Here is a 23,433-nt window from a genome sequence, read left to right as displayed (position 1 = left end):
AAGGAGTTTTTTCGCAATATATTGCGAAAAAACTCCTTATCTCATCTATTATTTATACGATTTAAATACTAATACTGCGTTATGACCACCGAATCCTAGTGAGTTACTTAATACTGCATTTACTTCTTGTTGTCTCGCTTTATTCGGTACGTAATCTAAGTCACATTCTGGATCTGGTGTTTCATAGTTAATTGTTGGAGGGATTACTCCGTCTGTAATTGATTTAATTGAGAAGATCGCTTCAACAGCACCAGCTGCTCCTAATAAGTGACCTGTCATTGATTTCGTTGAGCTAATTGCTACTTTGTACGCATGCTCACCGAACGTTTCTTTAATTGCCATCGTTTCATACTTTTCATTCGCATCCGTACTTGTACCGTGCGCATTAATGTAATCAATATCTTCTGGCTGTAGACCTGCATCTGCTAAAGCTTGACGCATTGCACGCACGCCGCCTTCACCGCCAGGAGCCGGCATTGTAATATGGAATGCATCACCAGTTGCACCGTAACCAGCGATTTCCGCATAAATGTGAGCACCACGAGCTAATGCGTGCTCTAATTCTTCGAGAATTAAAATACCTGAACCTTCACCCATTACGAAACCACTACGGTTTTTATCAAATGGACGGCAAGCTGTTGCTGGATCTTCATTAAATGTTAATGCTTTCGCTGAACTAAATCCTGCAAATGCCATACTTGTTAACGGCGCTTCTGCTCCGCCTGTTATCATTGCATCAGCATCACCGCGTTGAATTGCTTTAAATGCATCACCAATTGAGTTTGCACCAGATGCACAAGCCGTTACAGAACAAGTGTTAATTCCTTTTGCTCCTGTTGCGATCGATACTTGACCTGCTGCCATATCTGGGATCATCATTGGTACGAAAAATGGGCTCACGCGGCGCGGACCTTTCTCAGTAAAAATCTTAAATTGTTCTTCGTATGTTTCCATACCACCAATACCAGAACCAATCCATACACCAATTCGAGGTCCGTTTTCTTCTGTAATTTCAAGCTTTGCATCTGCAACTGCCATTTTCGCTGCTGCTACTGCATATTGTGTAAAGCGATCCATACGGCGCGCTTCTTTTTTATCAATATATTTCTCGACTTCAAAGTCGTTAATTTCTGCTGCTACTTTTGCTGGAAACAGTTCCGGATCAATTCTTGTAAGTCGTCCGATTCCAGATACACCCTTTTTAATGTTTTCCCACGCTGTTTCAACATCTGTTCCGATCGGTGTAACAGCTCCTAGTCCTGTAATTACGACCCTCTTTTTCTCCATACAAAATACACTCCTTTTTTTCTCTCAGTCCTTATTTACCCCAACGAAGAGCAACTGCTCCCCATGTTAATCCGCCGCCGAAACCAACAAGTATAATTAAATCACCATCTTGAATACGTCCATTTTGCAATTCCTCTACCATTGCAATTGGAATTGAAGAAGCTGATGTATTACCAAACTTTTCAATTGTCATACTCATTTTTTCTTGTGGTAAATTTAATCTCTCTCTTGCAGATTCCATAATACGAATATTCGCTTGATGTGGTACTAAAAAATCCACATCCTCTTTCGTAAGTCCCGCTTTTTCTAACACGCGAAGACAGGAATCACCAAGTTGGCGAACAGCAAATTTAAAGACTTCTCTGCCGTTCATCATAACATACTCGTCTTGATAAAGATGCTTACCGCCGCTTCCGTCTGCTCCTAATTCGAAAGATAGAACGCCTCTTCCTTCTGAAACCGCCCCCATTACGATAGCACCGGCTCCGTCTCCAAATAGTACTGCTGTATTTCGATCATTCCAGTCTACAATTTTAGATAGTTTATCACTACCAACTACTAATACATTTTTATAAGTTCCCGTTTGAATAAATTGTTGCGCTGTAATCATTCCGTACATAAAACCAGCACACGCTGCACTTAAATCCATTGCGGCTGCGTGTTTTGCGCCAATGGCTTCTTGAATGACACAAGCTACTGCTGGGAATGCGCGATCTGGTGTTACTGTTGCCACTAAAATCAGGTCGATATCCTCTCCGCTAATCCCGGCATCTTCAAGTGCTTTTTTAGAAGCCTCTACCGCCATATATGAAGTATCTATTGTATCATCGGCAATGCGTCTTTCTGCAATTCCCGTTCTCGTACGAATCCATTCATCAGATGTATCTACGATTTTCTCTAAATCGTGATTTGTGACTACTTTTTCTGGCACATATCTTCCGATCCCTAAAATGCCCACGTTCACATCGCAGCCCTCCGTTTTATATCAATTATTATGACTTGGTACTAATTTTAAAACATAAATGTATTTTTGTCTAGAATATATTTCAGCTAAAACATAAATCCAGCATTATTCACTTTATTGTTTATTAAAAGAAACAGAAACATACCTTTCCTGTTTCTTTTGAAATATAAAAAGGCCCGAACCGCTTCTATCCACGGTTCGAGCCTCTCTTCCCTTCCAAAAAAGAAGGTTTTATTCTTTATCTGCTTTCCCAAGCTCATATGCTTCGTTCATAACTTTCATCAATAACTCTAATACTGGTTGTGCTTTCTCCATATCAAGCGCAATTCCATTCGAATCTAAGATGGCCTTTGCTTCTGGTAAATGCTTCATTGCGATTTGTAAAAATTGCATGCTTTTCTCATTCATATTATGTTCTTCCTCTCCATTAAAACTTTCACATACATAGTGTAACACGCTCGCTATCCTTCGTATAACTCTTTATATTTTTTCATATGTGCCAATTGTTTATTTAAACCGTATTCTAACGGGGTATTTCTTTTTATCGAAATAACCTCGACAGCATCATTTCGTTCTTCCTCATTCTTTTTATTCACTTTATCCGCTGCACGTAAAAGGTTCATACCTTTTTTCCATAATGACTTTTTACCACTAAGTAAATTGTATATGCCGAGATGCTCCTCGTTCATTCCATTTTCCCATAAGTATTCACATACATCTTCCACGTACAATAGATCACTTCCATTTTCCTCGCTCGCATAATGGCACTCTTTCTCATCCAGTTCTGATAAAATGAGCTGATGATACATCATAAAAGATGGTTGCCATGGCCCATATAATGTAGGAACTCGAAATACACTATATGGTGCCTCTCCTTTTTTCAATCCTTCTTCCACTTTCAAAAATAAACGTTTATTTTCAGATTCATCTGCGTTTCCTACTTCAATAGAAGAAATTAGATTTAACTTCACTTTCTGCTCTGCACACAGTCTTATAATCCGCTTTAAATACTGTAATATAACTCTTTCATTCCGAAAACCACTTTGTTGATTTGGCTCATACAAGCAAAAGTAAACCGTATCGAACTTCTCTCCTTCTACTGATCTCCATCCATCTTCATCTCTTATCGAATAATACGTAAATAACGCATTTCGTCCAATCAACAATAACTTCTCTTCATTAATTTTTTTCATATTCTCGAATTCATCAAAATCAAGACCGTACACTTCTACTTCTTCTGCAATCATTTTATTCACAAGGTGATAACCTACAAACGTAAGTGCACCTATAATTAGCACGCGCTCCATACCACCAACCCTTTCTCCTTGAAACAAATAGCTCCTCATTTATGTATATGGGAGCTTCACAATTCTTCTTCATATTTTTTAAAGAAATCAGTCGTTTGCCTAACCATTTTATATTTCACATCTTGCAGATGGAATAAGACAGAAGTATCGCATTGATTGAATTGCCTCATTTTCTCATATTTACGTAACAACTGTTTTCTTCCTCTTTTTTCTTGTGTTGATACGAAAACTTTAACAGGTACACAAGACGGAAGAAGCGTAAATGATTTCTTATTTATTTTGGATTCTAATTCTTCTTCTTTGGAATCATACGCCAAACTTAATTCCTTCACTAATCTTTTGTAAAAAAACTTATGCTCTTTTTCAAACTCCACATATTCTGGTAAATCTAAACATGGATTTAACATAATGACAGAGCGTATACATTCAGGGTATTTGTTCATCATTTCAAGTGCTACAAGTGCACCCATACCATCTGCCATAATGTGCATTTTCGCATTTAATGTCTCTTTTCTCAAAACAACGTCATATAAACGTTTTGCTAGACGAACAGATTGGTCGTTTCCCCAATGTCTTCCGTATAAATTAGAGGAAAAGACCGTGTAGCCTTCCTCAATAAGGCCATGTAAAAAATAAGATCTACCTGCATGCTGTGTCCATAAACTTGTACCATTCTCAATAAAGTAGTTATAATCACCGAGAAGCATAACAGAAAATCCATTTGGCTTCTCCGGTAAATAAATGACACATGGTTCTTTTTCTAAATAAAAAAAACGTTCCGTAATACTCATTTTTCCCCCGCCTTATTTTCTAAACGTATAAAAGTACTCTTCTATAATGTATGAACGGAATGCAAATTTGCGTTGAAAAATCTACAAATATTTTTCTATATTCTTTTTTCAATTGTGTTACAATAAGGACAGATTGAACGAATAGAGGTGTAAAATATGCGTTTCATTTGGGCATTAATTTGGTCGTTCGCGCTTGTACATATGATGAGCTACGTAATCGGCTCTATGACTGGCGGTACATACGATTTTAACCAAGCGTCTATTTTCTCAGTTGTTCTTGCGGTATTAGTACTAGCAATTTCAGCTACAATTCCAAACGAGCCAGTAGAACAACACTAAAAAAAGAGTCCGGATTTTATCCGAACTCTTTTTTATTTTACTTTACATGAACGACTAATTCGTTATTTTCTACATCAACAACTACGTGACTGTTATCAGTAATTGTTCCTGCAATTAATTCTCTCGCTAATTTCGTCTCAACTTGACGCTGTACATATCGTTTTAATGGACGAGCTCCGTACATCGGATCAAAGCCAGCTTCTACAACAAATTCTCTCGCTGCGTCTGTTAATTCTACTGTAATATGACGGTCAGCTAAACGACCTTGTAATTCTTTTACAATTTTATCAACAATACCTTTAATTTCATTCGTTGTAAGAGGTTTGAATAAAATAATTTCATCGACACGATTTAAAAACTCTGGTCGGAAATGTCCTCTTAATTGCCCCATTACAAGTTCTCTTGATTCCTCTTTAATTGAGCCATCTGCTTCTAATCCATCTAACAAATGAGCAGATCCAATATTTGAAGTCATAATAATAACCGTGTTTTTAAAGTCTACTGTACGTCCTTGAGAATCTGTAATGCGTCCATCATCTAACATTTGTAATAAAATGTTGAATACTTCTGGATGTGCTTTTTCGATTTCGTCTAACAAAATAACTGAATACGGTTTACGTCTTACCGCTTCTGTTAATTGACCGCCCTCTTCATATCCAACATATCCAGGAGGCGCACCAATTAAGCGTGACACAGCATGTTTCTCCATATACTCAGACATGTCGATACGAATCATTTGCTCTTCACTATCGAATAAAGACTGCGCTAACGTTTTTGCAAGTTCTGTTTTACCAACACCTGTCGGTCCTAAGAAGATGAAGGAACCAATTGGACGGTTCGGGTCTTTAATACCAGCGCGTGCACGAAGAACTGCGTCTGATACTAAGCTTACCGCTTCCTCTTGTCCGATGACACGCTCTGATAAAATTTGCTCTAAGCGTAGTAATTTCTCGCGTTCACCTTCAACGAGTTTTGCGACAGGAATACCAGTCCAGCGTGAAACAATATCAGCAATCTCTTCTTCACTTACTTCCTCACGTAATAAGCGATTCTCTTGTTTATTATGTGCACCCATTTCTTCTGCTTCTTTTAACTCTTTTTCAATTGCAGGAATTTTCCCGTGACGAAGTTCCGCTGCTTTATTTAAATCGTAATTACCTTCTGCTTCTTCTAATTCACGGCGCAGACGCTCTAAATGTTCACGTAAGTCACGCACTTTATGAATATCTTCTTTTTCTTTTTCCCATTTCGCTCTCATACCACTTGCAACTTCTTTTAAATCCGATAATTCACGTTGCAACGTTTTCAGGCGTTCTTGGCTACCAAAGTCCTTCTCTTTTCCAAGAGCCGCTTCTTCAATTTCCAGCTGCATAATGCGGCGCGTTACTTCATCTAATTCTGTTGGCATAGAATCAATCTCTGTTCGAATTGTTGCACACGCTTCGTCAACAAGATCGATCGCTTTATCTGGTAAGAAACGATCCGAAATATATCGATCTGATAAAACGGATGCTGCTACAATCGCGCGGTCATGAATATTTACACCATGATAAATTTCAAAACGCTCTTTTAAACCACGTAAAATGGAAATTGTATCTTCAACAGTTGGTTCTTCTGCTAATACTTGTTGGAAACGTCTTTCTAGCGCTGGATCTTTCTCAATATATTTACGATACTCATCTAACGTTGTCGCCCCGATACAATGCAGTTCACCACGCGCAAGCATCGGTTTTAACATATTTCCTGCGTCCATCGCACCTTCTGTTTTACCAGCGCCGACGATTGTGTGAAGTTCATCAATGAATAATAAAATGCGACCTTCACTCTTTTTAATTTCATTTAATACAGCTTGCAGACGCTCTTCAAACTCACCACGGAATTTCGCTCCAGCTACAAGCGCACTCATATCTAATGCGAAGATTGTTCTATCTTTTAATCCTTCTGGTACATCCTTCTTCACAATACGCTGTGCTAATCCTTCAACGATTGCTGTTTTACCAACACCGGGTTCACCAATTAAAACCGGGTTGTTTTTCGTTTTACGTGAAAGAATGCGGATTACACGTCGAATTTCACTATCGCGACCGATAACAGGATCAATTTTCCCTGCTCTCACTTCCGCCACTAAATCACGACCATATTTTTCCAACGCTTCATAAGTTGCTTCTGGATTTTGACTAGTCACTCTTTGATTCCCCCGAACTGTCATTAAAGACTGTAATAAGTTATCTTTCGTAATGTGAAATCTTGTAAGTAATTGATTTATATCGCCTTTTTCTTCTGAAAAAGCAAGCAATACATGTTCAACTGAAATGTATTCATCTTGCAATTTCTCTGCTTCTTTTCCTGCTCTTACAAGTAGTTGTTGCAGAGCACCTGTTATATATAATTTTCCTACTTCTGCACCGCTTCCCGTTACAGAAGGTTTTTTCTTAATTAAACTTTCGGCGCCTTGCTTTAACGCTTCTATATCGACATTCATTTTTTGAAAAATACGCACTGCTAATCCATCTTGCTCTTCTAATAATGTAAACAAGAGATGAACAGTATCTACTTCTTGATGATGATGAGATACCGCTAAAGATTGGGCACTCATAATCGCCTCTTGTGTTTTTGTTGTCATTTGATTTAAGTCCATCTTTACAGTCCTCCAAATGTTTGACTTTCTTTGACCTTTGATTTGATTATACGCCAACTGACTTTTTTATACAATAATTTTGCTTATGTATTTTCAAACTTATTATTGGAAAAAGAAAAAGGGAACATTCATTATACAACTGAAAAAATATACGCAATGCGTAACGACAAAAAAGCCGCAATAATGATTGCGGCTCCTGTTACGGTTTTCTTTTATATGTCCACTGACGGTTATGATTCGCGTTATCTGGAAATTTTTCACCCGCAGTTAATTTCACCATTTGCGGATCTTTTACCATACTTCCTGTTTCACCAATTTCTACGTAAATACCATCGTTTGGCGCTTTTTGTCCAGAACGAAACCTGCGATTTTGTCCCATTTCCATTCTCCTTCCATGACGTCTTTGCCTCATTAGTATATCCATTTTAAAAGAAAGCTTTTCTGTCATGTTTAGGAAACAAGTACTACATTTCGTTCTTGTACATATACATGAATGACACAAGCTTAGGAAGGGATTTCTTTCCTATTTGTAGAAAAAAAAGAAACCAACCTACTATAGGCTAGCTTCAAAGGAGAGTCAAACATATACGAGAAGATTACATGTTCATTATAAGCCTCATCATACGAGCAATGTAACCCTTTTCACAATTTGTACATAATGAAAGAAACATTGTTTGAACTTTCTAAAAAGACGTTGACTTTTCTTAATTTCCAGCGAGAAATAGTAGACACCGCAGCACTTTGCGACGTAAGATGGATATATAGTGAACTTTCCATCTTTGGTGTTCTCACCCAGTTTAACCTCTTATTTCTGCATATTAAAAACGGAAATACAGATAGAAACAAAAAAATATTATAAGAGGTGAAATTATGAATAAACAGCATTTAATCGCATTAGACTTAGACGGCACTTTATTAACAGACAACAAAATAATTTCCACTCGAACAAAACATACAATTGCAAAAGCAAAGGAGCAAGGACATATTGTCGTTATTTCAACGGGACGTCCATTCCGTGCTAGTTTTGATTACTACAAAGAACTCGGTCTTAATACACCAATCGTAAACTTTAATGGTGCTTACGTACATCATCCTCTTGATTCAAAGTGGGGAACACATCACTCTCCCCTTGAGCTAGCAACAGCCCAAGAAATTGTCCGAGCTTGCTTTGATTTTGGTGTAAAAAATATATATGCTGAAGTAATGGACGATGTGTATGTTCGTGAAATTGATGAAGATAAAAAACATATTTTCGAATTCGGTTCTCCAAAGATTTTTACAGGAGACTTATTAAATATTTTAAACGATCATCCAACCTGCTTATTAATTGACGCACATGACGAGCATTCCAGTGCAATTCGTCAACATTTAACTGATATGCACGCTGAAGTAATCGACCATAGAAAATGGGGCGCACCTTGGCCGATTATTGAAATCGTGAAAAGTGGGTTAAATAAAGCTGTCGGATTACAAAAAATTTCTAGTCATTACAACATTCCACAAGAGCGAATTATCGCTTTCGGTGATGAAGATAACGACTTTGAAATGATTGAATTTGCTGGTCACGGCATCGCAATGGGTAATGCAATTCCTGAATTAAAATCACTCGCAAATCATACGACATTAACGAATGAAGAAGATGGTATTGCGCTATATTTAGAAGAGGTTCTTGGATTATAATCTAAAAATTCCCTGCTTATAGTTTCTCGTCAAACGCTCATACTATTATTAGACGCAAAAGTCAGCGCGTCGATTGTTTTCAGCTAAATAAAGGGGGTTTTTCGAATGGGTAAAAAGAACAAATCAAAACGTTTTATCCAACAAGGAGCCGATGCTGTTATGAAGCATGATGCAAGATTCCCGTACCGTGGTACATTAGCTGAGGCAGAAAAAGCGAGAAGTAACTCTTCTTTTGGAGGGGTTTAAATGGGGAACTTACTATTCCAACAAGCTAGAGATGCCGTTGCAAATGCCGTCACTTGTTCAAGCGGTACTGAGCAACAAGATCTCGTATATAGAGCAAAAAACGCTTTGCACTCTGCTTATGCAAACTCTTCAACAGCTGAAAAAGTTCAGCTACGTGAAATGCAGGAGCAGTTGCAAAATATTACGAATTTACATTAAAAAAGAGGACCAGCTTTGGTCCTCTTTAATCTTTTCGAAACAAACCAAACACTCCGACCGTCTGTAATACGTTTGTAAATGCACCTGGGTCCACTTGCCTAATAACCCTTTCTAATTCATATAACTCATAACGCGTAATAACAATCATTAACATTTCCTTATTTTCATTTGTATAAGCGCCTGTTGCTGGTATAGTTGTAATCCCCCTCACTAAGCGTGAATGAATCGCCTTTCGTACATCTGTCCCATTCTTCGTAACAATTAGTGCTGTAATTTTCACATGACGTGTATGAATCGCATCAATAATTCGCGTTGACACATACAAAGTCACCAAAGTATATAATGCTTTTTCCCATCCATACACATAGCCAGCCGCAATAATGATAAGTGCATTAAAGAAGAAAAAATACGTACCGACAGGCTTATCTTTAATCTTTGATAAAATCATGGCGATAATATCTAAACCACCTGTAGAAGCCCCCCACTTCAACGCAATCCCTACCCCAATCGCTGAAATAATCCCACCAAAAATCGCATTTAATATAATATCGTTCGAAACCGCTCTAACCGGGATAATTTCTAGAAACAAAGTCATAAATATCACGCAAAGAAAACTAAAGAAAGTAAAGGCCTTTCCAACCTTTTTCCATGCTAAAATAACGACGGGAATATTAAACAAACTAAACAATACCCCCGTTGATATGTGAATAGATAAAAAGTCCCCTAATATTTGTGATAACAATTGAGACAATCCAGCAAAGCCACTCGCGTACACTTTCGCTGGCGTTAAAAATAAATTCATTCCAATCGCGTTTAACAAACCTGCGACAATTACAACGATTAACTTCTTTATAAGTTCGGTATAATTCAACTTCAAATCCATTTCTAATCCACCTTTATTATTCATGAATGCACTGCTATACATAGTCTTTACGAAAAAGGAAATGATAAACGTACAACGGTTAGAAATGGAGTTGATACATATGCCACATACGAGTGATAACGACAAAAAAGCACGCGATAATAATGCAAAGCGCACACAAAAAAATGAGCAAGAACAAAAAAATATTCAGCAAGGTAAGCGTGCCTATTCTAAAAAGACTGATCACCTTTGATCCCATCGTACATCAACAATATTGTTGATGTACTTTTTTTACATTTTACAGGGAAAAAACATTAAAAATTCACTTCATGTTCACTTCTATATTCTACAATAGCGATAACATATTCGGATGAGGTGTTGGCATGAGAGGGAAACACATTTTCATTATTACTGCACTAATAAGTATATTAATGCTAGCTGCTTGTGGACAAAAAAACAGCTCAGCTACAGTCGCTACAGCAACAGATTCAACCATTAAGAAGAGCGACTTCGAAAAACAGTTGAAAGATCGTTACGGAAAAGACATGCTATACGAAATGATGGCACAAGACGTTATCACGAAAAAATATAAAGTATCTGACGATGATGTAGATAAAGAAGTACAAAAAGCGAAAAATCAATATGGAGATCAATTCACAGCAGTACTCGAAAACAATCGTTTAAAAGATGAAGCTGATTTCAAAAATCAAATTAAGTTCAAACTTGCTATGAATGAAGCAATTAAGAAAAGTGTTACAGAAAAAGACGTGAAAGACCACTATAAACCAGAAATTAAAGCGAGTCATATTTTAGTAAGTGACGAAAATGAAGCGAAAGAAATAAAGAAAAAATTAGATGCTGGCGCTTCATTTGAAGAATTAGCAAAACAAGAATCGCAAGATCTACTATCAAAAGATAAAGGTGGAGACCTTGGATACTTCAATTCAGGCAGAATGGCGCCTGAATTTGAAACAGCTGCCTATAAACTAAAAGTCGGACAAATTAGCAATCCCGTTAAATCACCAAACGGTTATCATATTATTAAATTAACTGATAAAAAAGATTTACAACCTTACGATGAAGTGAAAGACTCCATCCGTAAAAACTTAGAAGCAGAACGTATTGCCGACCCTACATTCAGTCATAAGTTAATACAAAAGGAATTAAAAAAGGCAAATATTAAAATAAATGATAGTGACTTGGAAGATACGTTTACTCTTGCGCATGAGCAAGGGAATTAAAAAAGCACCGCCTTATTTTTACAGCAAAATAAGGCAGTGCTTTTTATTTAATTTACTTCTTAAAATACGTCCAACCTTCTTCTTGGTAAATCTTTTCTTCTTTCATCAACTTACCAAGCGCACGCTTAAACGCAGCTTTACTCATGTTGAAACGTTCTTTAATATCTTCTGGGTGGCTCTTATCCCAAAACGGCATTGCTCCGCCTCGTTCTTCCATATATGCATAAATTACAGTAGCATCATCTTCCATTCCTTCTTCTTTACGAGGAAGAAGTGAAATGTTAATTGTACCGTCATCTTTCACGTCAATAATACGGCCCGTTACACGTTCACCGATGCGGACTTGTTCTTTTCTTTCAGTATGGTGTAAGAAAGCACGGAAATGCTCATCAGTTAGTATGAATGAACCAACTTGAAGTGAACGATACACACGTCCATTTACGTTTTTATTACGCATAGATGGCGTCGCATCTACGATAATTTCTTGCATATCACTGTCTCTTGCGGGAAGAGCGATAAGGCGATCACGATTCGTTAATTTTAACGTACAATATAATTCGTCTCCAACCTCTGGCCATACTGGCATATAAATCGGGAACTCATCAGCTGGGATTAGTATATCTTTTGATACACCAATATTAACAAACACACCTAAACTAGGAATAACTTCTACAACCTTTACCCAGTTCCAATCAAAAGTTGTAATAAGCGGCTCCTTCATTGTTGCTGAAATACGATTTTGGTGATCAAGGTATAAGAATACATCAATCGTATCGCCTTCTGCAATTTCTCCAACTAATTCGTTTTTATGTAAGAAGATTTCTTCTTCTTCATTCCCAACCATATAGCCGATTTCCGTTTCGCGTAAAACAGTTACCTGTTCAATCGATCCTAATTGTAAATACATATTTTTTAATTCCCTTCTATATATATAAAATTAACTTTTTTATATTTTTTATCATTCCAAACAAAAGTTAATTATAACACGATTTTTCCTTTATTTGTCCAACTGCCCAAAATTCACTATAATAAAATGAGGTTACATAAATATAAGTATGAAAACACTTAAGTCTAGGCTCGTTTTCAGCTATACTTTAGTATGTACAGTACATAAAAAGATTAGAAATTTATTTGGAGGTGCTAACTATGGCAAAAGATAGTTCTTTTGACATCGTTTCGAAAGTAGAATTACCTGAAGTAACAAACGCAATTAACATCGCATTAAAAGAAATCCAAAACCGATATGACTTTAAAGGAAGTAAAAGTGATATTAAATTAGAAAAAGAAGTACTTGTTTTAACTTCTGATGATGAGTTCAAATTAGACCAAGTAAAAGACGTTCTAATTTCTAAACTTGTAAAACGTAACGTTCCAATTAAAAACTTGGATTACGGAAAAGTTGAAGCTGCGACTGGTAACACTGTTCGCCAACGCGCAACACTTCAACAAGGTATCGATAAAGATAACGCGAAAAAAATTAACAACATCATTAAAGAAATGAAATTAAAAGTAAAAACACAAGTACAAGATGACCAAGTACGTGTTACAGCGAAAAGCCGTGATGACTTACAAGCAGTTATCGCAGCAGTTCGCAGTGCTGACTTACCGATTGACGTACAATTTATTAACTACCGCTAAAAAGAAAAACACCCTCTGTGTAGAGGGTGTTTTTCTTTTTAGCGTGTAGAGAAAATATTACAAAGTCTAAGATTACGAGCAATCGGATAGTTAGAATAAGTATTTAATTATTATGCATAAATGAAGAAGGTCCTTTTAATAATCGGCGCAAAACCTCCCTCCCTACTCAAATGTAACAAATTATGAGTATAAGAATATTTTCCACCCTTTCATGTAATGTAAAATTAGTAAGGAATTTATTTTATGAAAAAATGTTAATTAAACAAGAGTTAGAAGTGGTTATTTGAAGAAATTAATACTATGTTTTTTATTAACTACATTCTGTCTATATATTGCAGGGTGTTCTAATAATATAACTACACCCGAGGATACACCTAAAGCTTCAACACCTGCGAAGTGTAAATACATCAACAAAGCTTGGTATAAGAAACCTATAAAATGTAATAATTGATGATATAAGTTATAAAAAAGACACCGTAAGGTGCCTTTTTTTATAGAAATTAATAAGATATTCATCAGAAATTATGAATCATTTTTTATTTTGTTTTTCAAAATATTTTTCTTTAACCATTTTTATTAGATTTTCTTTTTCTGTTAGTTCAAAGATAAATAATGCTTTTTTCATGTTGTCAGCCACATCTTCTTCATTATATTGTTCTAACTTTAGCAAGTTCCAAGCTTTTCCATAATATAATTCGCCTAATAAATATAAAGTATTTAGATTAATAGCTAATTTAATCCCCATATCATTGTATTTTATTGCCTCTTCATGTTGATTTGCAAGACCTAAAATTTTCGCCAAATTAAAAATGATTTTTAATTTAATCTCTTTATCTCTAGGAAAATCTAACTTATTAAAATTAGTTAAACACCTTCTTAATATAGTAATACTCTTTTCATACTCTTTATTTGCCCAATGAAATATAGCCATCGACTGCATAATATCTATTTCTCTTTCTGATAAAAAATCAACATTCGTTACAGTTAGTTTTAGTGCACTATTTAAAAGATTTAAAGCAGTTTTTATTGCTATATTTACATGAAATATAGCAATGGCTTCATGCCATATTAGAAATTGTTTATCTTCTTTTAACTGGAAATTATTTTCGTTTTTCTCTTGTTTCACTATTTCGTAAAGTTCATTATATTGTTTTTGTTTTGTACAATCTCTCATTACATATTTTACATTTTCTACATATTTTAGTTTTTTATTTTGCGTTAGTGCGAAAATATTATTTGAATCAATACCAAGTCTTTCAGATAATTGATATAACAATATGCTAGATGGATAAATCATACCTTTTTCTATTTTGCTAATTTGACTTTGCGAACATATTCCATGACACAATTCAGATTGTGATATATTCTTTTTCATTCTAAGTTCTTTAATGGTAATACCCAAATCGTAAAATTCCATTTTTCCTCCTCAAATATAGCCCTCAATGAGTAACAGAATATTTTTCACCCTTTAATGTAATGTAAAATCAATATAGTTGCAATTATTGTTTTTCTAAAGGTCTTTTCATTTCTTTTCTCAGCTGCATTTCGAAGCGAGAGTCTTACTTCACAGAAAAACAGACTAGGGAGAAAGTTTTCTCCTTAGCCTGTCCCACCGAGATTTCGCATTTATTAAGAGCAACACCATATTGCTTTATCAAATGATTTTTTAGGTATGTATACTTTATCATTTTCGATTTTGTATTTTATATCGTTTCTTTTCAGAACTGCCGTATCAACAGAATGAACACTATCGCCCCACCGAACAAATTCCCCTTCATCACGCTTTTCCCAAAAATAAAAACTTACGAATACGATAAAAACACATAAGCATAGAGCGAACCACTTCTTTTTCCGCAAATACCTCACCACCTTAAACTGAAGAACTACTAAAAAAACGCTACTCATTTCCGTCTCTTTTTAACCGCAATTAAAAAAGCAATAAACAATACGTTCACACCGACGATTAAAGAGATAAATAGCCAATTCACACCTGTTTCCCCGTTAACTTTATATACATTTGATTCTTCACGCTTTAAAACAAGATAAAACTTTCCGTTTTCTTCTCTTATAATTTCATCTTCTAACAATCCTCTTAACTCTTGTTGTTCGCCAATTGCACTTACAGGTAAAGCAACTTTTTGTGTTTCTTTCGTATTATTAATCGCTACTAATGTTACTTCATCTTTATACTTTCGTTTCAGTACACTCATTCCATCTTTATCGTATAAAAGCTCAAACGTTCCATGGCGTAAAGATGGTCTCGCTTGTCTAAGCTCACCGAGTTTCGTTATGTGCTGCACAAATTTTTCATCTGATTTGAAATCCATTAATCGTCTATTATCCGGGGTATCCCCTCCATCTAATGCAATTTCAGTCCCGTAATAAAAATTCGGAATACCTGGTGATGTTAATAAATATGTAAGGGCTAGTTTCAAACGAGATGGTGGATAATTCATATTCTCTTTTGCAATACGGGCAAACCTTTTTGTATCTTGATTATCTAAAAATGTAACGAATTCCCCTTCTTTTTTACTCACATCATATAAAGGTTTCACCGATACATCCACTTTAGAAAACGATTCTACTATTTTTTCGTTATATTCACTATCTTCCTTTGTCATAATACGAAAATCTTTCTTTATCACTTGCATATCTTTTTGCACGTCATCCCAGAAAGAACGCGACTTTTTTTCACTATGTATCACATAACTTCCATCTAAATCGACTTCTTTGATCCACCATTTCATCGCGTCTATAACTTGTTGTTCGTTTTCTCCAAGCGGAAATTGGAATATAACTTTCATCCCTTTTGCATGCGCTTCTTGTACAAGTTCTTTCACATCATTTTCTGTTCCGAAATGTTCATTTACCTTTTGAAAATTTTGTACATCTAACCCATCGTACTTTCCACTTTCAAAAAACGGTGAAAGCATAACAGTGGTAAAACCCATTTCTTTTATGTAATCCAGTCTTTTCATAATCCCTCTTATATCTCCACCCTGATATCCTTCTAAATTTCCAACTTCTAACTGTTTGTCATTTTTCGGTTCTCCATTATTGAAGCGATCAATCATAATGGAATATACGACTTCGTCTCGCCACTCTCTTTTTTCATCTGCAAACGTATGTATTGGCACAAACAAAACGACAGCTAAACAAAAACAAATAAATAATTTCCTAGTCCGTATTTTCCTCACACGCATCCCCCATGTTTTTTAATTGTAAGAATATTATACCAATTTTCAGAACGAATCACATACGTTGATTTCATTCCCCCAAAAATACTTCATGTTAGATTTCCTAACATGAAGTATAAAGTTTTCCGAATTTTTAGTTGATTTTTCATTTCATTTCGAATATGATATGAAACATAACAAATCGATGTTATTTTTTCTAACATCATAGGAGGAGAGAGAATGAATACAGGAGATACGGTTTTTATGTTTGTAACGACAGTAATGGTCATGTTAATGACACCAGGATTGGCACTTTTTTATGGGGGCATGGTTCGCAGTAAAAACGTACTCAGTACGACAATGCATAGTTATAGTGCAATGGCTATCGTTTCGATTCAGTGGATTGTGATCGGCTATTCTTTATCATTCGGACCAGATTGGAACGGACTTATCGGTACACTCGATTGGTTCGGTTTAAACGGAGTTACCTCCGCATCAAATCCAGACTACTCATCTACTATTCCTCACAATTTATTTATGATGTTCCAACTCATGTTCGCCATTTTAACTCCCGCTTTAATTTCAGGTGCATTCGCCGAAAGAATGCGATTTTCTGCTTTCCTTATTTTCATCCTTCTATGGACAACAATCGTTTACAATCCTGTCGCTCATTGGGTATGGGGCGTTGGCGGATGGCTAAGAGAACTCGGCGCATTAGACTTCGCTGGTGGTAACGTCGTTCATATTACATCTGGCGTGGCTGGCCTTGTATTAGCTATTTTCCTCGGAAAACGAAAAAACATAAACGGTACTTCTCCTCACCATTTACCATTTACAATGTTAGGCGCAGGCTTACTATGGTTCGGCTGGTTCGGTTTTAACGTCGGAAGTGCATTATCTTTAAACGACGTAGCTTTAACCGCATTTATTAATACAAATATAGCAGCAGCTGCATCCGCATTAACTTGGATGCTTTCAGAATGGTTCTTCCAATCAAAACCGACTGCGATGGGAGCTGCTTGCGGTGTAGTTTCCGGTTTAGTCGCTATTACACCAGCTTGCGGGTTCGTTACACCTTTCTCCGCTCTTCTTATCGGAGCAATTGGCGGCGTATTATGCTTCGGAGCAGTCTTTTTCTTAAAAACAAAATTCGGATACGACGATACACTCGATGCATTCGGATGCCACGGTATCGGCGGAACTTGGGGCGGTATTGCAACAGGACTCTTTGCAACTACTACTGTAAATGCTGATGGCGCTAACGGATTATTTTACGGAAACGCTGCTTTACTGTTTAAACAACTGGTAGCAATTGGCGCAACATATGCATTCACAATCATAATGACGTACGCCATTATTAAAGCAATTAACTTCTTTCTCCCTGTTCGGGTAGATGAACACGAAGAACATATGGGACTTGATATTTCGATGCACGGAGAGAAAGCTTATGAGTACACAGAGCGAGTGAACTAAAAAAAGAGATGCAATCTATTGGTAGTAGATTGCATCTCTTTTTATTGTACTTGTCGGCGCAGTATACCCCACCTAGTATTCCGGTGAATATATCAGCGATTCTTCGGATATATCGACGATTTTTTAAATATATCAGCGATTATTTCAATATATCGACGTTTCGACACGATATATCCATTTACCAACAAATTCCGACATGACGAAACTGAAAAATACCCCGGCGTAACTTTACATACATACAAAAAAGACGACCGTTTAACAGTCGTCTTTTCCTACTTATTTCGGAGAATTCCCCACATATTGCGTAATATCAACATTTAGCGCTTGTGCTAAACGCATACCGTACTCTTGATCTGCACGGAAGAAGTTACAAACAGCTAGTAATTTCGTGCGCTCATTTACGTCTTTTAAGTCATTTGTTAAGTTTGCAATTAAGTTGTCTTGCTCTTCTTTAGAGAATGAACGGTAACGCTCACCTGCTTGTTTGAAATCATTTGGTTTGTCAATTTTTTCACGAGATACGTAGCCTTCTACTTTCATAGTTGAATCGCGGTAAGTTGGGTCTTCAACTGGATTTTCAGCATGACGGCTCGGTTCGTAGTTAATTGTAGATGGGTTTTGATTGATTTGCATCGCACCATCACGTTGTTGGTTGTGAACAGCTGCGTATGGGCAGTTTACAGGAATTTGTAAGTAGTTTGCACCAAGACGGTAACGCTGTGTATCTGGATAAGAGAATAAACGACCTTGTAATAATTTATCTTCAGATGGTTCAATACCATTTACAGTTGCACTTGGAGAGAACGCCACTTGCTCTACTTCCGCAAAGAAATTTTTCGGATTACGATTTAACGTCATCGTCCCCACTTCAATTAATGGGAAGCGATCTTCTGGCCATACTTTCGTCGGATCTAATGGATCGAAATCTAAAGAATCCGTTTCATCTAGTTGCATCACTTGTACGTGTAAATCCCACTTCGGATAATTTCCTTTTTCGATTGCATCGAACAAGTCACGAGTTGCATGGTTGAAGTCTTTTCCTTGTACTTCTTGCACCTCTTTTGCACTTAAGTTACGTACACTTTGCTGTGGTTTCCAGTGATATTTAATGTAGACGATTTTACCTTCTGCATTAATCCATTTAAATGAGTGAACACCGAAACCTTCCATTTCACGATAGCTTGCTGGTGTACCGTAATCAGAAAATACCCACGTCATCATATGTGTAGATTCCGGGCTTAACGTCATGAAATCCCAGTAACGATCTGGCGTTTGAATGTTTGTATCAGGGGCTGGTTTTAAAGAATGCACCATATCAGGAAATTTAATTGCATCACGAATGAAGAAGACCGGTAAATGGTTACCTACGATATCGTAATTTCCTTCTTCTGTATAAAATTTAACAGCGAACCCACGTGGGTCACGAGCTGTTTCCGGAGAACCTTGACCATGAATAACCGTTGAGAAACGAACAAATACAGGCGTTTCAGTTCCTTCTTTTTGTAAAAATGCTGCCTTCGTATATTGCTTCATGCTGTTTTTCGTTACGAATACACCATGAGCACCTGCACCACGTGCATGCACAACACGCTCTGGAATACGTTCACGATCAAAGTGAGCTAGTTTTTCTACTAAATGATAGTCTTCTAATAATACCGGTCCACGGCGACCAGCTGTACGAGAATTTTGGTTATCTCCAACCGGAGCACCTTGGTTTGTTGTTAAGCGATTATTTGGATTCATCTAGGGGATCCTCCTCTTTCTCTTTTAGTAATCATTATTTATTTAAAATTATTATAAACTAATTATTATTTAAAACTAGATTCTTGTCAACTATTTCCTTCATTTTTTTGGAAACAATTTCAGCTAAGCAATCAATAAATACAGATTGTGAATTTGGCATATTCGGTCTAAAATATGCCACGTTTAATTCATCAGTTACAACTTTACATTCGTAATCATTGTCATATAAAACTTCTAAATGCTCTGCCACAAACCCAACCGGACAGTATACGAAAGATTCATAGCCATGCTTTTCAAATAAATCTCTCGTTAAATCTTGCACATCCGGACCAATCCATGGGTCAGGCGTATTTCCAGCACTTTGCCAACCCGTTGTATAGTTTGGAATATCGGCAGCCTCCGCAATTAAATCCGCTGTATGTTGCAATTGCTCCACATAAGGGTCTCCTGCTGCAATAATTTTCTCTGGTAAACTATGTGCTGAAAAAATCACGACAGCTTTCTCTTTATCTTCAATCTTTGTAAATGTTTCTTTTAGTTGCTCTGTCCAATACGAAATAAATTTCGGTTCATCGTACCATTGTTCAATCGGTTCAATAACAGGACCACCAATTTCTTCCGAAAGACGAATAGCACGGTCATTATATGCTTTAATGCTAAATGTAGAATAATGCGGTGCTAATACGATACTAATCGCCTGCTCAATTCCATCTTTCTTCATCTCTTCTACTGCATCCTCTATAAATGGAGCTATATGTTTTAATCCTAAGTAACAAGTAAATTCATACTCTTTAAATATTTTATTCATTGAATCTGTTAATTTATGCGCTTGCTCTTTCGTAATTTTTGCAAGTGGTGAAATTCCGCCAATCGCTTTATAGCGTCTGATTAAGTCTTGGAGTGCTTCTTCTGAAGGTTTATGCCCGTGGCGAATATGTGTATAGTACGCTTCTACATCATCTAATGATTCTGGCGTTCCATACGCCATTACGAGTAAACCTATTTTTTTCTTTGTCATCTATATAACACCTCAATTTTATAAATGAGAATCTTTTTCAAGAACATTTGTTTCCAATTATAACAACTAATAATAAGTACGTCAAAATAATTATTCTAAATAAGTATTATTTCTAATATGATTTTGAATTTTATATGACAATTTATTTAATAGAAAAGCGACTTACTTTTATGCAAGTCGCTTTTCTTCTATTCTTTAATATTTATCCCATACTCTTTAAACCAAACATGAATTTGCGCTAAATGAGCTAAAAGCTGCGGACCAGTCATTAATTGACCGAACCAAGGGGATTGAAATGCACTGCCACCTGACTCAATTAATCCACTCAGCTGTTCTTTATCAAATAGTTCATGCAAAATTGAGCCTTTATCTGTTAATAAATCTTGTAGCCATACTGTTACCGCTTTTGTATAATGCGGATTATGGGTTTTCGGATACGGGCTCTTCTTTCTATATAAGATATCATTTGGAAGTAATCCTTCTAACGCCTTACGCAATAGACCTTTTTCGCGGTTTTTATACATTTTCATTTCCCAAGGAATATTCCACGCATATTCGACAAGTCGGTGATCCGCAAATGGAACACGTACTTCTAAGCTTGCCCCCATACTCATACGGTCTTTTCTGTCTAATAATGTTGTCATAAACCATACCATGTTCAAGTAAAATAATTGTCGTCTCTTTGCTTCAATTGGGCTTTCTCCCTCTAAAACAGGAACTTCTTGAATGGATTCTTCATAACGCTGCTGTACATATTGTTGTAAGTTTAATTTATTTCTCCATTCTTTCTTTAGCAGTTGTTCACGTGCTTCTGTAGAGCGCATCCACGGAAATGCACTCGATTGCAAATCATCTTCTCTATAAAACCACGGATAACCACCAAATATTTCGTCTGCACATTCCCCAGATAAACCGACGACAAAATCTTGTTTAATTTCACGGCAAAACCATAATAATGACGAATCGATATCTGCCATACCAGGCAAATCACGAACGAGTACCGCTTCTGTTAAATACTGTGCTAATTGTTCATTTGAAATGACGCAGCGATGATGGATTGTTTGAAACGTCTCAGTCATCAAATGAATAAATGGCGCATCTGAATTCGGCTGAAACGCATTCGCTTTAAAGTATTTTTCATTATCTTCATAATCAACAGAGTATGTGTGTAATTGCCCTTTTCCTGACCTTGCGTATTCTTTCGCAGCAATCGCTGTAATGGCGCTCGAATCTACACCACCTGATAGAAAAGTACATAGTGGTACATCAGAAACGAGCTGCCTTGTAATCGCATCTTGTAATAAAAAGCGTGTTTTCTCTACTGTTTCTTCAAAGGAGTCTTCATGTTTTTTGCTTTCCACATTCCAATATCTCCATATACATAAACCGTTCTTTGAAAATGTCATCGCATGCCCTGGACGTAATTCTTTTATACCAGCATAAATGCCATGACCAGGTGTTCTAGATGGTCCAAGACCGAATATTTCGGATAACCCTTCTAACGTTACTTCCGCTTTCACATCTGGATGCGCTAATATCGCTTTTAACTCTGAACCAAATAGTAATCGCCCACTATCATATTTATAAAATAGCGGTTTTACACCTAGTCGATCTCGCGCAATAAATACTTGTTCTTTCTGTTCATCCCATACAGCAAACGCATATATACCGTTTAAATGATCGACACATTCTTCTTTCCATTCAATATACGACGCTAATAGCACCTCCGTATCAGAATGACCTTTGAACGTATATCCTCTTCTTAATAATTCCTTTCGAATATCTTCTGTATTATACAATTCACCGTTATAGCAAATTGCATAATTCGTTTCATCTTTTAAACAAGTCATCGGTTGTTTACCACCCTCAGGATCAACAACGATTAACCGTTTATGCCCAAATGCGACATTGCCTTTAATCCAAACTTTATTATCATCCGGGCCACGCTTTGCTAACGTCTCAGCCATCTTCGTAACGACGTCCCGTTCTCCTTCTAATGAGCGTTTATAATCCACCCATCCTGTAATCCCGCACATACGAATCATCCTTCCATCTTATTTCTTTTCCTAAACAAGCAGTAATCCACACCTTAGAGGTGCGGATCAAAAAAATGACAAACTTGACGATAATCTACTATCCACATACGGAATAGCTTTTTCACTCAGTAAAACGTGTTTTATTGTATGCCCACCTATGTCTAGATGTGTCTAGTTATAAAGAATGCACGAACTGTCTATAACAGAAATAACTACTTTTTATAAAGGAGAAATCGTGTATGATACAACGTAACCATATTTTATATAACCAGCCTCGCGCTCATACAGTCGGTAATGTAGAATATATAAACAATGAATGGGTATTCTTTGATGATGAAAATGATGAAGCATTTTTATTAGAAGATATTGCCGAAGATGGCTTTGAGATTTTATATAACAACAACTGGCTACCAGCTCGTTTCTATGAACAAGATGTATTACAAATCGCCAACGAACAGCACCATTTACAAAACGGAGAAATGATACGAATTCGAAAAAAATTACTTCTTAGCTATACGGAATGGCTCGAGGAATTACCTGACTCTGTCTTTACATTATTAACCGAATCATTGCAATCCCTTCATTACTCTTTATATGATTGCATGTATTGTCATAATTATTTATCTTTCTTACCGAAAGAGGAAGCATGCGAAGGAGTAAATATTCTTTTGTTTGATAACGAAGAGATGATTTGTACATTGCAGCACCATTTTGTTCGTCACGCTACGTCAAATAAAAACATGTTTCGTTTTACGAAAGTAAACGGAGAAGAGTTGCATATCGATGCAACATAAAG

The 23,433-nt window shown here is 36.4% G+C and carries 24 protein-coding genes; 9 read left to right on the top strand and 15 right to left on the bottom strand.

Going from position 1 to position 23,433, the window contains the following annotated elements:
- Window positions 1-48: 48 nt before the first annotated feature.
- The 5 genes from fabF to RBB48_RS09930 form a co-directional block, all read right to left on the bottom strand.
- A complete protein-coding gene (gene fabF / locus RBB48_RS09950; RefSeq protein ID WP_000412643.1) occupies window positions 49-1,287 on the bottom strand; it encodes a beta-ketoacyl-ACP synthase II in 1,239 nt (412 codons plus the stop codon).
- A gap of 31 nt (window positions 1,288-1,318) precedes the next feature.
- Window positions 1,319-2,251, bottom strand: a complete 933-nt coding sequence (gene fabH / locus RBB48_RS09945; RefSeq protein ID WP_001100551.1) for a beta-ketoacyl-ACP synthase III — start codon at window positions 2,249-2,251, stop codon at window positions 1,319-1,321.
- Between the two features lie 231 nt (window positions 2,252-2,482).
- Complete coding sequence (locus RBB48_RS09940) at window positions 2,483-2,659, bottom strand: ComZ family protein (protein ID WP_001003337.1); 177 nt, start codon at window positions 2,657-2,659, stop codon at window positions 2,483-2,485.
- A gap of 53 nt (window positions 2,660-2,712) precedes the next feature.
- Window positions 2,713-3,585, bottom strand: a complete 873-nt coding sequence (locus RBB48_RS09935; protein WP_137013517.1) for an NAD-dependent epimerase/dehydratase family protein — start codon at window positions 3,583-3,585, stop codon at window positions 2,713-2,715.
- Between the two features lie 29 nt (window positions 3,586-3,614).
- Complete coding sequence (locus tag RBB48_RS09930) at window positions 3,615-4,349, bottom strand: lipase family protein (RefSeq protein WP_048545174.1); 735 nt, start codon at window positions 4,347-4,349, stop codon at window positions 3,615-3,617.
- 156 nt (window positions 4,350-4,505) lie between these two features.
- Here RBB48_RS09930 and RBB48_RS09925 point away from each other — a divergent pair, with 156 nt between their 5' ends.
- The gene (locus tag RBB48_RS09925) at window positions 4,506-4,688 is read left to right on the top strand and encodes a YjzD family protein (RefSeq protein ID WP_001211113.1); all 183 of its coding nucleotides are present in this window, start codon (window positions 4,506-4,508) and stop codon (window positions 4,686-4,688) included.
- Window positions 4,689-4,725: 37 nt separating this feature from the next.
- Here RBB48_RS09925 and clpB read toward each other — a convergent pair whose 3' ends face one another.
- Window positions 4,726-7,326, bottom strand: coding sequence for an ATP-dependent chaperone ClpB (gene clpB, locus RBB48_RS09920; RefSeq protein ID WP_088062459.1), 2,601 nt, complete (start codon window positions 7,324-7,326; stop codon window positions 4,726-4,728).
- 199 nt (window positions 7,327-7,525) lie between these two features.
- A complete protein-coding gene (locus RBB48_RS09915; protein ID WP_000531420.1) occupies window positions 7,526-7,705 on the bottom strand; it encodes a YjzC family protein in 180 nt (59 codons plus the stop codon).
- 491 nt (window positions 7,706-8,196) lie between these two features.
- On the opposite strand from RBB48_RS09915, the gene RBB48_RS09910 reads away from it, so the two are divergent.
- From RBB48_RS09910 to RBB48_RS09900, 3 genes are all read left to right on the top strand, one after another.
- The gene (locus tag RBB48_RS09910) at window positions 8,197-9,006 is read left to right on the top strand and encodes a Cof-type HAD-IIB family hydrolase (RefSeq protein WP_048545178.1); all 810 of its coding nucleotides are present in this window, start codon (window positions 8,197-8,199) and stop codon (window positions 9,004-9,006) included.
- A gap of 105 nt (window positions 9,007-9,111) precedes the next feature.
- Window positions 9,112-9,252 (top strand): hypothetical protein, encoded by a 141-nt coding sequence (locus RBB48_RS09905; RefSeq protein WP_000516816.1) that lies wholly within the window; start codon window positions 9,112-9,114, stop codon window positions 9,250-9,252.
- Window positions 9,253-9,450 carry a DUF3813 domain-containing protein gene (locus RBB48_RS09900; protein ID WP_046957006.1) on the top strand — a complete coding sequence of 66 codons (198 nt, stop codon included), beginning with the start codon at window positions 9,253-9,255 and terminating at the stop codon, window positions 9,448-9,450. It begins immediately after the preceding gene.
- Between the two features lie 25 nt (window positions 9,451-9,475).
- Here RBB48_RS09900 and RBB48_RS09895 read toward each other — a convergent pair whose 3' ends face one another.
- A complete protein-coding gene (locus tag RBB48_RS09895; protein WP_060489317.1) occupies window positions 9,476-10,333 on the bottom strand; it encodes a YitT family protein in 858 nt (285 codons plus the stop codon).
- A 100-nt stretch (window positions 10,334-10,433) separates the two neighbouring features.
- Between RBB48_RS09895 and RBB48_RS09890 the strand changes: the two genes are divergently transcribed.
- Both RBB48_RS09890 and prsA read left to right on the top strand, forming a co-directional pair.
- Window positions 10,434-10,565 (top strand): DUF3941 domain-containing protein, encoded by a 132-nt coding sequence (locus RBB48_RS09890; protein ID WP_001120851.1) that lies wholly within the window; start codon window positions 10,434-10,436, stop codon window positions 10,563-10,565.
- Window positions 10,566-10,695: 130 nt separating this feature from the next.
- Window positions 10,696-11,553, top strand: a complete 858-nt coding sequence (gene prsA / locus RBB48_RS09885; protein WP_060489315.1) for a peptidylprolyl isomerase PrsA — start codon at window positions 10,696-10,698, stop codon at window positions 11,551-11,553.
- Window positions 11,554-11,605: 52 nt separating this feature from the next.
- Here prsA and RBB48_RS09880 read toward each other — a convergent pair whose 3' ends face one another.
- On the bottom strand, window positions 11,606-12,460 hold the full coding sequence (locus RBB48_RS09880) for a CvfB family protein (protein ID WP_064056836.1): 855 nt from the start codon (window positions 12,458-12,460) through the stop codon (window positions 11,606-11,608).
- Between the two features lie 239 nt (window positions 12,461-12,699).
- Here RBB48_RS09880 and RBB48_RS09875 point away from each other — a divergent pair, with 239 nt between their 5' ends.
- A complete protein-coding gene (locus RBB48_RS09875; RefSeq protein WP_001040146.1) occupies window positions 12,700-13,191 on the top strand; it encodes a YajQ family cyclic di-GMP-binding protein in 492 nt (163 codons plus the stop codon).
- Between the two features lie 529 nt (window positions 13,192-13,720).
- Here RBB48_RS09875 and RBB48_RS09870 read toward each other — a convergent pair.
- The 3 genes from RBB48_RS09870 to RBB48_RS09860 form a co-directional block, all read right to left on the bottom strand.
- A complete protein-coding gene (locus tag RBB48_RS09870; RefSeq protein ID WP_306007599.1) occupies window positions 13,721-14,608 on the bottom strand; it encodes a helix-turn-helix domain-containing protein in 888 nt (295 codons plus the stop codon).
- A 212-nt stretch (window positions 14,609-14,820) separates the two neighbouring features.
- Entirely contained in the window at window positions 14,821-15,048 is a 228-nt protein-coding gene (locus RBB48_RS09865; RefSeq protein ID WP_060490094.1) for a hypothetical protein, read from the bottom strand.
- A gap of 44 nt (window positions 15,049-15,092) precedes the next feature.
- Window positions 15,093-16,394 carry an alpha-amylase family glycosyl hydrolase gene (locus RBB48_RS09860; RefSeq protein ID WP_088608375.1) on the bottom strand — a complete coding sequence of 434 codons (1,302 nt, stop codon included), beginning with the start codon at window positions 16,392-16,394 and terminating at the stop codon, window positions 15,093-15,095.
- Between the two features lie 213 nt (window positions 16,395-16,607).
- Between RBB48_RS09860 and RBB48_RS09855 the strand changes: the two genes are divergently transcribed.
- A complete protein-coding gene (locus tag RBB48_RS09855; RefSeq protein ID WP_306007598.1) occupies window positions 16,608-17,840 on the top strand; it encodes an ammonium transporter in 1,233 nt (410 codons plus the stop codon).
- Window positions 17,841-18,116: 276 nt separating this feature from the next.
- On the opposite strand, the gene katB is transcribed toward RBB48_RS09855, so the two are convergent.
- The 3 genes from katB to asnB form a co-directional block, all read right to left on the bottom strand.
- Window positions 18,117-19,583 carry a catalase KatB gene (gene katB / locus RBB48_RS09850; RefSeq protein ID WP_306007597.1) on the bottom strand — a complete coding sequence of 489 codons (1,467 nt, stop codon included), beginning with the start codon at window positions 19,581-19,583 and terminating at the stop codon, window positions 18,117-18,119.
- 58 nt (window positions 19,584-19,641) lie between these two features.
- Entirely contained in the window at window positions 19,642-20,601 is a 960-nt protein-coding gene (gene hemH, locus RBB48_RS09845) for a ferrochelatase (RefSeq protein WP_097890471.1), read from the bottom strand.
- A gap of 188 nt (window positions 20,602-20,789) precedes the next feature.
- Window positions 20,790-22,637 (bottom strand): asparagine synthase (glutamine-hydrolyzing), encoded by a 1,848-nt coding sequence (gene asnB, locus RBB48_RS09840; protein WP_097890473.1) that lies wholly within the window; start codon window positions 22,635-22,637, stop codon window positions 20,790-20,792.
- Between the two features lie 239 nt (window positions 22,638-22,876).
- Here asnB and RBB48_RS09835 point away from each other — a divergent pair, with 239 nt between their 5' ends.
- On the top strand, window positions 22,877-23,431 hold the full coding sequence (locus RBB48_RS09835) for a DUF2777 domain-containing protein (protein ID WP_048559584.1): 555 nt from the start codon (window positions 22,877-22,879) through the stop codon (window positions 23,429-23,431).
- Window positions 23,432-23,433: the final 2 nt, after the last annotated feature.

It is taken from the genome of Bacillus sp. MMSF_3353, from assembly GCF_030733445.1.
Lineage (GTDB): Bacteria > Bacillota > Bacilli > Bacillales > Bacillaceae_G > Bacillus_A > Bacillus_A wiedmannii.
The sequence above is the reverse complement of the archived record's forward strand: the minus strand, read 5'-3'. Positions and strand labels throughout refer to the sequence as shown.

Coding starts and splice junctions, on each gene's coding strand:
- RBB48_RS09890 (WP_001120851.1), top strand. CDS start 10,434: ATGCCACATACGAGTGATAACGACAAAAAAGCACGCGATAATAATGCA.
- RBB48_RS09875 (WP_001040146.1), top strand. CDS start 12,700: ATGGCAAAAGATAGTTCTTTTGACATCGTTTCGAAAGTAGAATTACCT.
- fabF (WP_000412643.1), bottom strand. CDS start 1,287: ATGGAGAAAAAGAGGGTCGTAATTACAGGACTAGGAGCTGTTACACCG.
- prsA (WP_060489315.1), top strand. CDS start 10,696: ATGAGAGGGAAACACATTTTCATTATTACTGCACTAATAAGTATATTA.
- RBB48_RS09910 (WP_048545178.1), top strand. CDS start 8,197: ATGAATAAACAGCATTTAATCGCATTAGACTTAGACGGCACTTTATTA.
- RBB48_RS09870 (WP_306007599.1), bottom strand. CDS start 14,608: ATGGAATTTTACGATTTGGGTATTACCATTAAAGAACTTAGAATGAAA.
- RBB48_RS09855 (WP_306007598.1), top strand. CDS start 16,608: ATGAATACAGGAGATACGGTTTTTATGTTTGTAACGACAGTAATGGTC.
- RBB48_RS09915 (WP_000531420.1), bottom strand. CDS start 7,705: ATGGGACAAAATCGCAGGTTTCGTTCTGGACAAAAAGCGCCAAACGAT.
- hemH (WP_097890471.1), bottom strand. CDS start 20,601: ATGACAAAGAAAAAAATAGGTTTACTCGTAATGGCGTATGGAACGCCA.
- RBB48_RS09925 (WP_001211113.1), top strand. CDS start 4,506: ATGCGTTTCATTTGGGCATTAATTTGGTCGTTCGCGCTTGTACATATG.
- katB (WP_306007597.1), bottom strand. CDS start 19,583: ATGAATCCAAATAATCGCTTAACAACAAACCAAGGTGCTCCGGTTGGA.
- RBB48_RS09895 (WP_060489317.1), bottom strand. CDS start 10,333: ATGGATTTGAAGTTGAATTATACCGAACTTATAAAGAAGTTAATCGTT.
- RBB48_RS09880 (WP_064056836.1), bottom strand. CDS start 12,460: ATGTATTTACAATTAGGATCGATTGAACAGGTAACTGTTTTACGCGAA.
- RBB48_RS09905 (WP_000516816.1), top strand. CDS start 9,112: ATGGGTAAAAAGAACAAATCAAAACGTTTTATCCAACAAGGAGCCGAT.
- RBB48_RS09930 (WP_048545174.1), bottom strand. CDS start 4,349: ATGAGTATTACGGAACGTTTTTTTTATTTAGAAAAAGAACCATGTGTC.
- RBB48_RS09900 (WP_046957006.1), top strand. CDS start 9,253: ATGGGGAACTTACTATTCCAACAAGCTAGAGATGCCGTTGCAAATGCC.
- asnB (WP_097890473.1), bottom strand. CDS start 22,637: ATGTGCGGGATTACAGGATGGGTGGATTATAAACGCTCATTAGAAGGA.
- RBB48_RS09860 (WP_088608375.1), bottom strand. CDS start 16,394: ATGCGTGTGAGGAAAATACGGACTAGGAAATTATTTATTTGTTTTTGT.
- RBB48_RS09835 (WP_048559584.1), top strand. CDS start 22,877: ATGATACAACGTAACCATATTTTATATAACCAGCCTCGCGCTCATACA.
- RBB48_RS09940 (WP_001003337.1), bottom strand. CDS start 2,659: ATGAATGAGAAAAGCATGCAATTTTTACAAATCGCAATGAAGCATTTA.
- clpB (WP_088062459.1), bottom strand. CDS start 7,326: ATGGACTTAAATCAAATGACAACAAAAACACAAGAGGCGATTATGAGT.